This is a genomic window from Pseudomonas sp. YNh (genome assembly GCF_037993085.1).
Classification (GTDB): Bacteria; Pseudomonadota; Gammaproteobacteria; order Pseudomonadales; family Pseudomonadaceae; genus Aquipseudomonas; species Aquipseudomonas putida.
This window is the reverse complement of record NZ_JBBMRJ010000007.1, coordinates 221,373-236,395: the sequence shown is the minus strand read 5'-3', so window position 1 is coordinate 236,395 and position 15,023 is coordinate 221,373. Positions and strand designations below refer to the sequence as shown.

13 protein-coding genes are annotated in these 15,023 nt (G+C 63.7%); 1 reads left to right on the top strand and 12 read right to left on the bottom strand.

What is annotated here, in order from left to right; all coding sequences use genetic code 11:
- Nucleotides 1-90: 90 nt before the first annotated feature.
- From trpE to WF331_RS10020, 9 genes are all read right to left on the bottom strand, one after another.
- Nucleotides 91-1,572: an anthranilate synthase component I gene (trpE, locus tag WF331_RS10060; protein ID WP_241801334.1), complete on the bottom strand. Its 1,482-nt coding sequence runs from the start codon at nt 1,570-1,572 to the stop codon at nt 91-93.
- 69 nt (nt 1,573-1,641) lie between these two features.
- Entirely contained in the window at nt 1,642-2,460 is an 819-nt protein-coding gene (locus tag WF331_RS10055; RefSeq protein WP_340622862.1) for a phosphoglycolate phosphatase, read from the bottom strand.
- Nucleotides 2,457-3,131 (bottom strand): ribulose-phosphate 3-epimerase, encoded by a 675-nt coding sequence (rpe, locus tag WF331_RS10050; RefSeq protein WP_049273746.1) that lies wholly within the window; start codon nt 3,129-3,131, stop codon nt 2,457-2,459. Before rpe ends, WF331_RS10055 begins: the two co-directional genes overlap by 4 nt.
- Before the next feature lie 240 nt (nt 3,132-3,371).
- The gene (locus WF331_RS10045; RefSeq protein WP_016497719.1) at nt 3,372-4,199 is read right to left on the bottom strand and encodes an ABC transporter permease; all 828 of its coding nucleotides are present in this window, start codon (nt 4,197-4,199) and stop codon (nt 3,372-3,374) included.
- Between the two features lie 11 nt (nt 4,200-4,210).
- Nucleotides 4,211-5,458: an ABC transporter permease gene (locus WF331_RS10040; protein WP_340622861.1), complete on the bottom strand. Its 1,248-nt coding sequence runs from the start codon at nt 5,456-5,458 to the stop codon at nt 4,211-4,213.
- Between the two features lie 331 nt (nt 5,459-5,789).
- Nucleotides 5,790-6,824, bottom strand: a complete 1,035-nt coding sequence (locus WF331_RS10035) for an ABC transporter substrate-binding protein (RefSeq protein WP_284364596.1) — start codon at nt 6,822-6,824, stop codon at nt 5,790-5,792.
- Nucleotides 6,825-6,864: 40 nt separating this feature from the next.
- Nucleotides 6,865-7,989 carry an ABC transporter ATP-binding protein gene (locus WF331_RS10030; RefSeq protein WP_019472252.1) on the bottom strand — a complete coding sequence of 375 codons (1,125 nt, stop codon included), beginning with the start codon at nt 7,987-7,989 and terminating at the stop codon, nt 6,865-6,867.
- 295 nt (nt 7,990-8,284) lie between these two features.
- Nucleotides 8,285-8,917 carry a response regulator gene (locus tag WF331_RS10025; RefSeq protein WP_284364628.1) on the bottom strand — a complete coding sequence of 211 codons (633 nt, stop codon included), beginning with the start codon at nt 8,915-8,917 and terminating at the stop codon, nt 8,285-8,287.
- Between the two features lie 7 nt (nt 8,918-8,924).
- A complete protein-coding gene (locus WF331_RS10020) occupies nt 8,925-11,312 on the bottom strand; it encodes a PAS domain-containing sensor histidine kinase (protein ID WP_241799528.1) in 2,388 nt (795 codons plus the stop codon).
- Between the two features lie 95 nt (nt 11,313-11,407).
- Between WF331_RS10020 and WF331_RS10015 the strand changes: the two genes are divergently transcribed.
- Complete coding sequence (locus tag WF331_RS10015) at nt 11,408-12,406, top strand: alpha/beta hydrolase family protein (protein WP_340622860.1); 999 nt, start codon at nt 11,408-11,410, stop codon at nt 12,404-12,406.
- Nucleotides 12,407-12,452: 46 nt separating this feature from the next.
- Here the strand turns inward: WF331_RS10015 and WF331_RS10010 are convergent, their stop codons facing one another.
- From WF331_RS10010 to WF331_RS10000, 3 genes are read right to left on the bottom strand one after another with little or no spacing between them, the layout of a single operon-like run.
- A complete protein-coding gene (locus WF331_RS10010; RefSeq protein WP_016497712.1) occupies nt 12,453-13,220 on the bottom strand; it encodes a TerB family tellurite resistance protein in 768 nt (255 codons plus the stop codon).
- A gap of 1 nt (nt 13,221) precedes the next feature.
- Nucleotides 13,222-13,893: an N-acetylmuramate alpha-1-phosphate uridylyltransferase MurU gene (gene murU, locus WF331_RS10005; protein WP_241799529.1), complete on the bottom strand. Its 672-nt coding sequence runs from the start codon at nt 13,891-13,893 to the stop codon at nt 13,222-13,224.
- Complete coding sequence (locus tag WF331_RS10000; protein WP_016497710.1) at nt 13,890-14,909, bottom strand: aminoglycoside phosphotransferase family protein; 1,020 nt, start codon at nt 14,907-14,909, stop codon at nt 13,890-13,892. The genes murU and WF331_RS10000 overlap by 4 nt, the downstream gene beginning before the upstream one ends.
- Nucleotides 14,910-15,023: the final 114 nt, after the last annotated feature.

Sequence of the window (15,023 nt, the reverse complement as noted above, 5' to 3'; positions counted from 1 at the left end):
TCCCACAGGTGCTACACAAACCTTGAAGAATGTGATTTCCCTGTGGGAGCGGGCGAGCCCGCGAAGGGCTGCAAAGCAGCCCCAATCTGTTTATTTAGCCAACGTCTGCTCTGCAAGCGCCACGGCACGGAACATGGCCCGGCGCTTGTTGATGGTTTCTTCCCACTCCAGCGCCGGCACCGAGTCGGCAACGATGCCGCCCCCGGCCTGCACATGCAGTTCACTGTCCTTGATCACGGCTGTACGGATTGCGATCGCGGTGTCCATGTTGCCGTTCCAGGCAAAGTAGCCGACTGCACCACCGTAGACCCCACGCTTGACCGGCTCCAGCTCGTCGATGATCTCCATCGCGCGAATCTTCGGTGCACCCGACAGGGTGCCAGCCGGCAGGATTGCCCGCAGTGCATCCATCGCCGTCAGCCCCTCACGCAGCTGGCCGGTGACGTTGGAGACAATGTGCATCACGTTGGAGTAACGCTCGATCACCATCTTCTCGGTCAGGCGCACACTGCCGGTCGAGGACACACGGCCGACGTCGTTGCGGCCCAGGTCGATCAGCATCAGGTGTTCGGCGATTTCCTTGTCGTCCGACAGCAGGTCGTCTTCCAGCGCGCGGTCGGCTTCTTCAGTCGCGCCACGCGGCCGGGTACCGGCAATCGGGCGCACGGTGACCAGGTTGTCCTCGACCCGCACCAGCACCTCGGGCGAACTGCCGACCACATGGAAGTCGCCGAAGTTGAAGAAGTACATGTACGGCGTCGGGTTGAAGCAGCGCAGCGCACGGTACAGGTCGATGGGCGCAGCCTTGAAGTCGATCGACATGCGTTGCGACGGCACCACCTGCATGCAGTCGCCGGCCAGGATGTACTCCTTGATACGGCCGACCGCGTTCTCGTAGTCGTCGCGGGTATAGCTGGAGCGGAATTCCGGCTCGGCGGCCTGCGGGCCACTAAGGTCCAGGCCGCGGCGCGGGGTGATCGGCTGACGCAGGGTTTCCAGCAGGCCTTGCAGGCGTGCCTGGCCCTGTTCAAAGGCCTGATCTTCAGCCGGGTCGACCAGCACGATGGCGTGCATCTTGCCTGCCAGGTTGTCGAACACCACCACCGCATCGGACACCATCAGCAGGATATCCGGCACGCCCAGCGGGTCCGGGTTGGGGCTGGCGCCAAGGCGTTTTTCCACATAACGCACGCAATCATAGCCAAAGTAGCCGACCAGGCCGCCGTTGAAGCGCGGCAGACCAGGGATATCAGCGACCTTGTAACGGTCCTTGAAACTTTCGACAAAGGCCAGCGGGTCTTCGACATCGTGGCTTTCAACCTCGACGCCATCCTGCAGGATACTGACGTGGTAGCCGTGCACACGCATCACGGTGCGCGACGGCAGGCCGATCATCGAGTAACGGCCCCATTTCTCGCCACCCTGCACCGACTCGAGCAGATACGAATTGGGCTGGTCAGCCAGTTTCAGGTAGATCGACAACGGCGTGTCGAAGTCGGCCAGGGTTTCGCAGGCCAGGGGAATGCGGTTGTAGCCGGCAGCGGCCAGGCGCAGGAATTCTTCGCGGTTCATGAGTAGCCTCGTGGCAAGCAGCAATAGGTCAGGCAAACGGACGGGCCGGCACGCGCCGGCAGGCGGAAGTCAGGCGCGCCAACGCCAACGGGCCAGGGCCTTGATGACTTTCATCCAGAATTTGCCAGTAACCAGCACGGTGGGCTCTCTGTCTTGTGAGGCTTGAAGGTTGGCCAACGTTATCCCAGTGGCCGGGTCTGCGCAACCGGGCAGCAACGCACGCAGATCGTCGATTACCAGGTTGGGGGATTCGTCGTGGATCGGCCGGCCATGGTTGTAGCCATAGGTCAGCCCAACGCACTGCACGCCAGCCGCCTTGGCCGCCAACACGTCACTGCGCGAATCGCCGACAAACAGCGACTGCTGCGGGGTAACGCTGGCCATCTGCATGACAAACAGCAAAGCCGCCGGGTCTGGCTTTTTCTGTGGCAGGGTGTCGCCGCCAATGATCCAGCGGAAGTAGTTGCCGATTTTCATCTGGTCCAGCAACGGGCCGACGAAGCGCTCGGGCTTGTTGGTGATCAGGGCCATTTCCACGCCCCGCTTGCGCAGCCAGCGCAGGGTGTCTTGCACACCGGGGTAGACCACGGTCAGCTCATGGCTTTGCGCATAGGCGTCCATGAACAGCGCCAGCGCCTGGTCGGCCAGCGCATCGTCCACGGCGGCGTGGTCTATGCCACCCGCCAGCGCACGGCGCACCAGCACCTGGGCGCCGTTGCCGACCCAGTGGCGTACTGCCTCAAGGCCGGCAGGCGGGCGCCCCAGTTCGAGCAGCATGCGGTCCACGGCGGCGGCCAGGTCAGGCACGGAATCGATCAGGGTACCGTCCAGATCGAACATCACCAGCCTGGGCAGCGTCCCCGGGAAGAGCTGCTCGAAGCCACTCATGGGCGGGCCTGAGCCAGTTCGGCGCGCATCTTGGCGATGACTTCCTGGTAGTCCGGGGCGTTGAAGATTGCCGAGCCGGCCACGAAGGTGTCGGCGCCAGCGGCAGCGATCTCGCGGATGTTGTTGACGTTCACGCCACCGTCGATTTCCAGGCGGATATCACGGCCACTGGCGTCGATCAGCGCACGCGCCTCGCGCAGCTTGTCGAGGGTGCCCGGGATGAACTTCTGCCCGCCGAAGCCTGGGTTGACGCTCATCAGCAGCACCATGTCGACTTTGTCCATCACGTACTTCAGGGCATCCAGGCTGCTGGCCGGGTTGAACACCAGGCCGGCCTTGCAGCCGCCATCCTTGATCAGTTGCAGCGAACGGTCGACGTGCTGCGAGGCTTCCGGGTGGAAGGTGATGTAGGTGGCGCCGGCTTCGATGAAGTCGCCGATGATGCGGTCGACCGGGCTGACCATCAGGTGCACGTCGATCGGCGCGGTAACACCGTACTTGCGCAGGGCGGTGCAGACCATCGGGCCAATGGTCAGGTTGGGAACGTAGTGGTTGTCCATGACATCGAAGTGGACGATGTCGGCACCCGCAGCCAATACCTTGTCGACGTCTTCACCCAGGCGGGCGAAATCGGCGGAGAGGATGGAGGGGGCAATAGCGTAGGGCTGCATGGCGCACCTGTTGGCAGAATCACGGTGGCGCGCATTGTAACCCAGGCGAACGGATGAGGGCTGATTGGTATCACATGATCGCGACCTATACCCAAGAGCCTGGCACTGGCTGTGCTGGCCTCATCGCCGGCAAGCCAGCTCCCACAGAGCTCTCTACAGGACCCTGCATCTCATGAGGCCTGTGGAGAACCCTGTGGGAGCTGGCTTGCCGGCGAAGAGGCCGGCACAGGCGACCCATCATCAGGCCGGTTGCTGTGTTCTCAGCTTCTCGCTGCGCCCACGCAACCACTCCAGGGTCAGCAGCAACACCACCGAGAACGCAATCAGCAAGGTCGCCGCAGCAGCAATGGTGGGGCTCAGGTTTTCGCGGATACCACTGAACATCTGCCGCGGCAGGGTCGCCTGCTCCGGCCCGGCCAGGAACAGTGTCACCACCACCTCGTCGAACGACGTCGCAAAGGCAAACAGCGCACCCGAGATCACCCCGGGCGCAATCAGCGGCAGGGTCACCCGACGGAAGGCCAGCAGCGGCGACGCACCCAGGCTGGCAGCCGCCCGCACCAGGTTGTAGTTGAAGCCCTGCAAGGTTGCCGACACGGTAATGATGACGAACGGTACACCCAGCACCGCATGCACCAGAATCAGCGAGGTGAAGCTGTTACCCATACCCAGCGGTGCAAAGAACAGGTAGCTGGCCACACCGATGATCACCACCGGCACCACCATCGGTGAAATCACCAGCGCCATCACCAGCGACTTGCCGGGGAAATCGCCACGGGTCAGGCCAATGGCCGCCAGGGTGCCGAACACCATGGCCAGCACCGTGGCCGCCGGGGCGACGATGATGCTGTTTTTCAGCGCCCGCATCCATTCGGCCGAGCCGAAGAAGTCCTGGTACCACTGCAGCGAAAAGCCCTGCAACGGGTACACCAGGAAGCTGCCACTGTTGAACGACAGCGGCACGATCACCAGCACCGGCAAGATCAGGAACAGCAAAACCAGGCCGCAAAGAATGCGCAGGCTGTAGAACCAGACCCGCTCCACGGGCGACATATAGGGGCTCAACATGGCAAGGCTCCTCAGCTCAGGCGCAGGCGGCTGGCGCCGACCAGCCAGCTATAGATCAGGTACAACAGCACGGTAGCCAAAAGCAACAGCCCACCCAGCGCGGTGGCCATGCCCCAGTTGATGCTGGTGTTGGTATAAAAGGCAACGAAGTAGCTGACCATCTGGTCGTTCGGGCTCCCCAGCAGCGCCGGGGTGATGTAGTAGCCGATGGCCAGGATGAACACCAGCAGGCAACCCGCGCCACCACCGGCGTAGGTCTGCGGGAAGTACACCCGCCAGAAGCTGGCGAACGGGTGGCAGCCCAGCGAGATCGCGGCACGCATATAGCTGGGCGAAATGCCCTTCATCACGCTGTACAGCGGCAGGATCATGAACGGCAGCAGGATGTGCACCATGGAGATGTACACACCGGTGCGGTTGAACACCAGTTCCAGCGGCTGGTCGATGATCCCCATGGCCATCAGTGCACTGTTGATCAGGCCACCCGATTGCAGCAGCACGATCCACGCCGCCACCCGCACCAGGATCGAGGTCCAGAACGGCAGCAGCACCAGAATCATCAGCAGGTTGCTCTGCCGGGTTGGCAGGTTGGCCAGCAGGTAGGCCAGTGGGTAAGCCAGCACCAGGCAGATGGCGGTAATCACTACACCCATCCACAGGGTGCGGGCAAAGATATCCAGGTAAATGGCCTGGTCCGGCGTGGCCTTGGCCAGCTCGCCCAGGTCGTCGATGCGGTGGTCCACAGAAGCCAGCAGGTAGAACGAGGTCACCGTACTGGTATTGCGGCGTATCGCCTGCCAGTAGGCCGGGTCGCCCCAACGCTCGTCGACGGCCTGCAGGGCGTCTTTATAAGAGGCAGGCTCGGCCTTGAATGGCAGCGCGCGGGCAGTCTTGGTCAACAAGCTGCGGTAGCCGGCCAGTTCCATGTTCAGGCGCTTGGAAAGGTCGCCAAGGGTCTGGTTCTTGCGCGACTCGGCCAGGTCCTGGCTCAGCGCCTTGTACACATCCTCACCGGGCAGGCTCTTGCCATCCCACTGGGTGATGACGTCTACCGTGCGTGGCAGGCCCGCGACCACTTCCGGGTTGCCGACACTCTTGTACAGCAGCGCCGCAATCGGCACCAGGAACACCAGCAGAAGAAACAGCGCCAGCGGCGCGATCAACGCCTGCGCCTTCCAGCGGTTGACCCGCTCGGCGTGCTTCAGGCGCTGCTTGAGACTTGGACCTGCGCCTTCGTTGAGGGGCACTGCAATGGCCATGGCGAACTCCGCGATACGAACTGAAAATGGGGCTGCCGTGCAGCCCATCGCCGGCAAGCCAGCTCCCACAGGTACTGCACCGGCTTCGAGACTTCTGATCCCTGTCCCTTACAGGTACTGCACTGGCTTCGAGACTTCTGATCCCTGTCCCTTACAGGCACTGCACCGGCTTCGAGACTTCTGATCCCTGTCCCTTACAGGCACTGCACTGGCTTTGAGACTTCTGATCCCTGTCCCTTACAGGCACTGCACTGGCTTGCGGGATTACGCGGTCCCTGTGGGAGCTGGCTTGCCGGCGATGGGCCGCATGGCGGCCCTGCTTTGCGGTTTGTTACTTCTTCGCCGCCCAGGCGTTGAAGCGTTGCTCCAGCTGCTCGCTGTTGTCGGCCCAGAAGGCCACGTCGATCTGCACCTGGTTGGCAATGTTCTCAGGCGTGGTCGGCATGTCCTTCTTCACCTCGTCCGACAGCAGGCTTACTGCGTTGGAGTTGGCCGGGCCGTAGGCGATGTTTTCGGAGTAGATCTTCTGCTGTTCGGGCTTGACGCTGTAGGCGATGAACTTCTTCGCCTCTTCGACGTTCTTGGCACCTTTAGGGATCGCCCAGGCGTCAAAGTCGTAGATGCCGCCGTTCCACACCACCTTGAGGTTGCTCTCTTTCTGCACAGCGGCAATACGGCCGTTGTAGGCAGAGCTCATGACCACATCGCCTGAAGCCAGGAACTGCGGTGGCTGTGCACCCGCTTCCCACCACTGGATGCTGGGCTTGAGTTCATCAAGTTTCTTGAAGGCGCGGTCCTGGCCTTCCTTTGTGGCCAGCACCTTGTAGACGTCCTTGGGCGCAACACCATCGGCCATCAGTGCAAATTCCATGGTGTACTTGGCGCCCTTGCGCAAGCCACGCTTGCCTGGGAACTGCTTGGTGTCCCAGAAATCGGCCCAGCTGGTAGGTGCGGTCTTGAGCTTGTCGGCGTTATAAGCCATGACCGTGGACCAAACGAAGAAACCTACGCCGCACGGCTGGATGGCGCCCTTCACATAATCGGACTCGCTGCCGAACAGGGCTGGGTCGAGTTCTTCGAACATGCCCTCATCGCACCCGCGCGCCAGCTCTGGCGACTCAACCTCTACCAGGTTCCACGAGACGCTCTTGGTGTCGACCATCGCCTTGACCTTGGCCATTTCGCCGTTGTACTCGCCGGCGACGATCTTGCCATTGCCCGCCTTCTCCCATGGCTCGTAGAACGCTTTGACCTGGGCGGCCTTGTTGGCGCCCCCGAACGAGATCACGGTGAGGTCTGCGGCCATGGCCTGGCCAGCGGCGAACAGCCCCAGGGCCAGGGCGGTCAGTTTCAACTGCTTGCGCATTCTTATTCTCTCCACAGTACAGGGTTGGTGAAGCAATCCATCAATGGGCTTCGGCAATCGGATCGAGCGCGCGGGCGTGCTCCACCTCCCAGCCCAGCGGTACCACATCGCCCACGGCCAGGGCCGGGTCGAGCTCGGCAATCGGCTGTTTCACGAAGAAATCGGCCTTGCCGCAAACTTCCAGGCGCACCCGCACGTGGTCGCCCAGGTAAATGAATTCGGCCACCCGGCCAGAGAAGCGGTTGACGCAGCTCTCGCTGTGGCCATTCAGGCGCACACGCTCCGGGCGGATCGACAGGGTTACCGGCTCGCCGGCCTGGCCGACGTTCACCGCCAGCGCTTCGACCCGCTCGCCGCGCGGCAGCTGCACCTGGCAGCGCTTGCCATCGCTGGCCAGCAAGGTGCCGTTGATACGGTTGTTCTCGCCGATGAAGTTGGCGACGAAAGTATTGCAGGGTTCTTCGTACAGCGTGCGCGGGTCGGCGATCTGCTGGATCTCGCCCTGGTGGAACACCGCCACGCGGTCGGACATGGTCAGCGCTTCGCCCTGATCGTGGGTCACGTACACCACGGTCACGCCCAGGCGCTGGTGGATATGCTTGATCTCCATCTGCATGTGTTCACGCAGCTGCTTGTCCAGCGCGCCGAGCGGTTCGTCCATCAGCACCAGTTGCGGCTCGAACACCAGTGCACGGGCCAGGGCCACCCGCTGCTGCTGGCCACCGGAAAGCTGGCCGGGGTAGCGCTTGGCGAATGTATCGAGCTGGACCATGTTCAGCACGCGTTTGACCCGCTCACTGACGTCGGTCTTGCTCAGGTTGCGTACGGTCAGCGGAAAGGCCAGGTTCTCGGCCACGGTCATGTGCGGGAACAGCGCGTAGTTCTGGAACACCATGCCGATGTCGCGCTTGTGCGGCGGCACGTTGTTGATCGAGCGCCCGGCCAGCTGTATTTCACCGGCGGTAGGGGTTTCGAAGCCGGCCAGCATCATCAGGCTGGTGGTCTTGCCGGAGCCGGACGGGCCAAGCAGGGTAAGGAACTCGCCCTTGCGGATGTCCAGGTTGAGGTCTTTGACGATCAGCGACTCGCCGTCGTAGCTCTTCTGCACACCACGGAAGCTGACCAGCGTTTCGCTGGTTGCAGCGTTCGACTTCGCCTCGCTCATGCCTGCACCTTCTTGTTGGATGACTGCGTAGACAAAAGAGTAGAAGAGGCGTAAGCGCACGAAAATCGGGGGCACTGAGAGAATGCCATCATCCGGATGGAAGATTTGCTGTAGGGATTGCCCTACAGCAATGGCGGGATTGGAGTGCCCTTGCGAGCCAGCCACAAAACCTGTGGGAGCGGGCATGCCCGCGAAGAGGCCGGCTCAGCCATAGAGATCAGCAGGCCAGGCCCGTTCGCGGGCATGCCCGCTCCCACAGAGGCTTCGGCAAGTTTCGGGCACGCGTATGTCGCAATCAGACCAGCTTGTGTTCCATGGCGTACTTCACCAGCTCCGCCAGCGAGTTCACTTTCAGCTTTTGCATCAAACGCGCCTTGTGGGTGCTGATGGTCTTGCTCGACAGCGCCAGTTGCTGGGCGATGTCGTTGACGTTGGCCCCCTGGGCCAGGCGCTCGAACACCGAAAACTCCCGCTCCGACAGCAGCGTGTGCAATGGCCGGGACTCGGTCAGGCCCACTTCGAACACCATGCGGTCGGCCAGCGACGGGTCGATGTAACGCCCGCCACTTGCCACCCGACGTATCGCGGTCAGTAGCAGCGCCGGGTCACTGTCCTTGGTGGCATAGCCCGCCGCCCCAGCCTTCAGCGCCCGCGCCGCCATCTGGGCCTCGTCGTGCATCGACAGCATCAGGATTGCCGGCGCATCGTGCAGGGCACGGATCCGCGGGATCGCCTCCAGGCCGCTCACCCCCGGCATCGAGATATCCAGCAGCACCACTTCGCACGGCGTGTGGCGCAGGGTGTCGAGCAACTGCTCGCCATTCCCGGCCTCCCCCACGACCTGCATGTCCTTGGCCAGGCCAATCAACTGCTTGATGCCTTCACGGACAATGGTGTGGTCTTCGGCCACCAGTACTCGAATCACGATTGCTCTCCTACTCCAACGGAATGGCCACACTCAGGCTGGTGCCTTCGCCCGGTTCACTGTCCAGCGCCATGCTGCCCCCCAGCATCAGCACCCGCTCGCGTACACCCACCAGGCCAAATGAAGTGGGCCGGGTCTGCTCGCGGCAAAAGCCTTGGCCATCATCGCTGACCGTCATGCGCAATTGCCCTTCCTCACGCACCAGCTCGATCTCCACGCTGTGCGCCTGGGCGTGGCGCATGACGTTGGTGAGCGCCTCCTGCAAGATACGAAACAGGCCGGTGGCCTTGGCATCGCTCAATGCTGGCAGATTATCCGGCACTTGTACCAGGCAGGGGATCTGCGTGCGGGCTTCAAAGCGCCGTGCCTGCCATTCGATGGCCGAGGCAATGCCGGCATCGAGAATCGGGGGGCGCAAGGCAGTGGCGACATCACGCACCAGCTGGAACAGCTGGGCAATCAGGCGCTTCATGCTTGCCAGGCGCTCATGCAGGCCGGGGTCCAGGTCGGCAAATGCCAGCTCGCACATCGACACCTCCAGCTTGAGCACGGTCAGCATCTGCCCCAGTTCATCATGCACTTCCCGGGCGATGCGCGCCTTTTCTTCCTCGCGCACGCTTTCCAGGTGGGCCGACAGCTCGCGCAGCTGCTCCTGGGATTTCGCCAACGCCAACTCGGCCCGCTTGCCCTGGGTGATGTCCCATACCACTCCGTCCCACACCACCTGGCCGTTGGCCAGGCGCCGGGTGCTGGCCTTGATGTCGGCCCAGCGTTGTTCACCGTGGCGGGTCAGGATGCGCCCCTGCCAGGACCAGTCCTGATCGCTGGCCAGGGCCAGGTCCTGAACCCGGTGGTAATCGGCGCGGTCTTCGGGGTGAACCAGGTTGCGCAGGCCCATCTGTGGGTGCTGGATCTCGACAGGCGCATAGCCCACCAACGCCTCGCTGCCCTCACTGATATAGGGGAATTCCAGCTCGCCTTCGGCCGGGTCACGCTCCAGGCGGAACACCAGCCCGGGCACGTTGCCGGCAATGCCCTTGAGCCTCGCCTCGCTCTCGCGCAGTGCCGCCAGGGCGCGGTGGCGCTCGGTGACATCGGCGAGGTAGACCACCAGGTATTCGGAATCTCGAAAACGCAGAAAACTCAGTGATAGCTCGACCGGCAGCAGGCTGTTGTCGGCCCGCCGGCACTGCGCCTCGAACTGGCCGACACCGCCCTCCCCCGTGCGTGCGCCTTTCCATAACTCCAGCCAGCGGTCCATGTTCAGGCTCGGCTCGAAGGTGCTCAACGGCCGCTCCAGCAGTTCGCCATCGCCATATCCCAGCATGCGCTCGGCGGCGTGATTGGCGTAGCGTACGTGGCTGTCCCAGTTGACCCAGAGAATACCCACCGTGCTCTGGTCGATGGCGAACTGGCTCAGGCGCAGGGCTTCTTCACGCACTTGTCGCTCCACCAGGCTTTCCCGCGTGGTCAGCAGGCTGCGCTCCAGCTGGCGCTGCTGGCGCCGTTGCCACACCAGGGTGGCCAAGGCACACAACAACAACATACCGAACAGCAAGGCCAGGTTCTGCCAGAAGCCAGGCGACTCGCTCAGCCGTGGGTATTTGGGTTGCAGCCAGCGTTGGTGCAGTTGCTCCAGCTCCTTGGCCGGCAGCGCCTGCAGGCCGCGTTCGAGCACATCGGCCAGCAGCGGCCAGTCGCGCCGCGAGCCGATGCGCAACAACTGCGGCAGGCCGATATCGCCGACCACCGCCAGCTCACTGAACTCGCTTTCGCGTGACAAGCGGCTGAGCTGGGCTTCATCCAGCACCGCGAAACTGGCCTGGCCACCTACCACCAGTTGCAAGGCCTCACGTTCGTTGGGCACCCCCTGCAAGTTGAGGTTGCCGTAGTTGCCACGCAGGTAATCGGCCAGCTGGCTGGGCATGCGCACGGCCACCCGCTGCTCGGCTTCAAGCTTTTCCAGCTCCACGGCCATGGCGCCGGTGCGCGGCCCCACCACCAGTTGCGGCACGCGCATGTACGGGTCGCTGAACAGCCACAGCCGCAGGCTGGCCGGCGTCTGGGTAAGGCCGGGGGCGAAGTCGATTTCGCCGCTCTGCAGGGCATGTTCCAGGCTGGCCTGGTCGCTGAAGTTGCGCCAGGTAAGATCCAGGCGCAGCGCCTGCGCCAGGCTGTTCACCAGTTCTACGTTGGCCCCGTACAGTTGCTGCAGGCGCCGGTCGAACTGGGCGTAGGGCGCCTGCAGCACCAGGCCGACGCGCAAGCTGCGGTGCGCGTCCAGCCACTGCTGTTGCGCAGGCTCCAGCGTAACGGTGGGCACCACCTCGGGCCGGGCCAATGCAATCAAGGGCAGCCACAAGCAGCCGATAACCAACAGGCGACGCACTCGCTTCATCTACACGCTCGTCTTGGCAAAGGCGGCCATGCAGCATGGCCGTCACGGGCAAATACTATTAGGCTGCCGGTATCATTCTGGCCCTGGGTTGACTCATGTCCACACTTTATCGCACGACGCTGGCAATGTGCTGCCTGGCCTCGATCCTTCCACTCGGCGCCTTGGCTGCCGATGCCGAAAAACCACCCACCACCACCGAAGCTCCGGCCGCCGAAGCCCCGCGCCCGCCCCTGCTCGAGCGCAGCCAGGAAGATGCCCAGGCGCTGGAACGGCTTGTGCCCAAGGCCGAGCAGCAGACCCTGCAGGCCGGTGCCGACAGCTTCCTGGCCCTTTGGAAACCCGCCAATGACAACGACCCGCATGGGGCAGTCATCATAGTTCCCGGTGCAGGCGAGACCGCGGACTGGCCAAATGCGGTCGGCCCACTGCGGCAGAAATTCCCTGATGTCGGCTGGCACAGCCTGAGCGTCAGCCTGCCCGACCTGCTCGCCGACAGCCCGCAGGCAAGGGTCGAGGCCACACCGCCCGCCGAGCCTGAGAAAGACAAAGGCGAAAGCGCACCGGCCAAGGACGTACCGGCCGACGCCAACGCCAACGTGGCCCAGGCCACTGCGGCCGATGCCGACACCGCAGAAAGCACTGACGCTGAACAGGCCAGCGAGCAGGCCGACCCGGCAGATGCCGAGCGTATCTTCGCCCGCCTGGATGCCGCCGTAGCGTACGCACAGCAACACAACGCCCGCAGCATCGTGCTGATCGGCCATGGTAGCGGTGCGTATTGGGCGGCACGCTACCTGAGCGAGAAGCAGCCACCGCAGGTACAAAAACTGGTGATGGTCGCCGCGCAGACACCGGCGCGGGTTGAACATGACCTGCAAAGCCTGGCGCCCACCTTGAAGGTGCCGACTGCCGATATCTACTACGTCACCCGTAGCAGCGACCGCAACGCGGCCGAGCAGCGCCTGCAGGCCAGCAAGCGGCAGAAGGACAGCCAGTACCGGCAGTTGTCGTTGATTGCCATGCCAGGGAACAAGGCGGCGGAACAAGAGCAGTTGTTCCGCCGGGTACGGGGGTGGATGAGCCCGCAGGGTTGAGTTCGGCTTGATTCTTGTGGTGGGGCATGAACCGAGCGCCGCCCGGTTACAGGCCCCGCCGCTTACGGATCATGGCATAGGCCTGATGCAACTCACGGGTACGCTCGGTGGCCTCACGCACCTGCGCCTCGCTGGCACCGGTACCCGCCAGCTTGTCAGGGTGATGCCGGCTGACCAGCCGGCGATACGCCTGCTTGACCTTGTCGGTCTCGGTGTCAGCCTCAACCGCCAGCAAGCGCAACGCCGCGGCATAGGTCATGGCCACCCCTTCCGTTCCGGCTGCCTTGCGCGGCTCGTACTCCAGCGACATCGCCTGCACCTGCCGCCGGCTCAGGCCCAGCTTCTGCCCCCAGTCCAGCAGCAGCTCACGTTCCTTGTTGCCCATCTTGCCGTCGGCCCAGACCATGCGCCAACACGCACGCAGGGTGCCTTCCGCCGCATGCGGCTGTTGGCGAATGCGGCGCAGATGGCTGCCCAGCCGGTCCTTGCCTGCCTTGCCACGGTTGAACGCGGCTATCGCGCGCAGCCGGGCCGCTTCGGCCAGGTCCAGGCGCAGCATTTCCTGGCGCGCCTGGCGGATATGCTGCTCGGCCACCCGCCCATCGCATTTGGCCAGGCGCCCGAGCATCACGAACAGCAACTCGTCGTCGCGTAAGGCCGCGCGCCCGCCCAGGCGTTCGCGCATGTCTTCCCAGCCCTGCAAGCGCAGGCGGCGGTCCAGGGCCTGCCCAAGCAACCCACCGAGCAAGGCCCCCGGAATGCTGGCAACAGCAAAACCGGCACCCACACCAATCAGCGTGCCTGGCCACCACATATCAGGCGCGCTCGCCAATCAAACGCTCAGCCTCGGCCAGGCGCTCAAGCGTACCAACATCCACCCAGTGCCCACGGTAGTGCTCGCCAGTCACCTTGCCATCCGCCATGGCCTGACGCAGCAGCGGCGCCAGCTTGAAGGCCCCGGGCTGGCAACCGTCGAACAGGGCCGGGTGCAGCACAGAAAGCCCACTGAAGGTCAGCGTGCCGGGACCGTCATCGCCATCGACGACTTGCTCGCCCACCAGGCGGAAGTCACCGCGCCCGTGATGGCCAGGGTTGTCGACCAGTACCAGGTGAGCAAGGCCTTGCAAGGGGGCCTGCAGGCCTGTGAAGTCGTAGTCGCTCCAGACATCGCCGTTAACCAGCAGGAACGGCGCGTCACCCAGCAACGACAGGGCCTTGAAGATGCCGCCACCGGTCTCCAGCGGCTCGCCCTCGGGTGAATAACGGATGCTCACCCCGAAGCGGCTGCCATCGCCCAGGTGGTCTTCGATCTGCTGGCCGAGCCAGGCATGGTTGATCACCACCTCGGTAACACCCGCCGCCGCCAGGGCGTGCAGGTGGTACTCGATCAGCGGCTGGCCGGCGACCGCAATCAGTGGTTTTGGGGTATGCAGAGTCAACGGGCGCATGCGCTCGCCTTTGCCCGCTGCCAGGATCATTGCCTTCATGCACGCACTCCGGCCTGCAACTCGGCAATCAGCTCACCCAGCTCCGCCAATTCGGGCCGGCGGCCGATCACTTCTTCTATATAGGCGAAGAAACGCGGCACGTCGCCCAGGTAGCGCGGTTTGCCGTCGCGGTGGCAGATACGGGCGAAAATGCCGATCACCTTCAGGTGGCGCTGCACACCCATCAGGTCGCTGGCACGCTGGAATGCTTCGAAGTCGCCCTGCACCGGGATGCCGGCCGCCTTGGCCTGCTGCCAGTAGTTTCGCAGCCAGCCTTCGACCCGTGCCTGCGGCCAGCTGAGGAAGGCGTCCTTGAACAGGCAGGTGATGTCGTAGGTGACCGGGCCGTACACCGCGTCCTGGAAGTCCAGTACGCCGGGGTTGGGGGTACTCTGCATCAGGTTGCGCGGCATGTAGTCGCGGTGCACCAGCACCTTGGGCTGGGCCAGGGCGCTGTCGATCAGCAGTTGGCTGACGCGCTGCCAGGTGGCTTTCTGCGCTTCGCTCAGGGCCAGGCCAAGCTCACGCCCCACGTACCACTCGGGAAACAGCTCTACTTCACGGCGCAACAGGGCATCGTCGTAGCTGGGCAGCGGCGCATCCATTGGCAGGCGCTGGAAGGCCAGCAAGGCCTCGATGGCATCGGCGAACAGGCCATCGGCGTTGTCGGCATCAATTACATCAAGGTATGTCTGGTGGCCCAGATCCCCCAGCAACAGGAAGCCGCGCTCCAGGTCCTGGGCATGGATCAGCGGCACATGCACATCAGCGCTGGCCAGCAAGTGGTCAATGGCGACGAACGGTCGGCAGTTTTCCTGCGGGGGTGGCGCGTCCATGATCACGAAGCTGTGCCCAGCGCCCTGCCAGCGGAAGTAGCGGCGGAAGCTAGCGTCGCTGCTGGCTGCGGTCAGGCTGCCTGCGGGCACTTCGCCCCAGGCGTTGTTCAGGAAAAGATCATTGAGCTGCTCATCGAGCCAGACCGTCAGTTGTTGCAGGCGTACATCGTGTTCAGGCATTACAAGGGTCTCCGACGGCCCTAGCCGTCAAGCGGGTCATGCTTTATTATCCAGCATCTTTTTCAGACCATCGAGAGGCGTGCGGCCCCACACGCGGGCAGATGGCACGCAGGA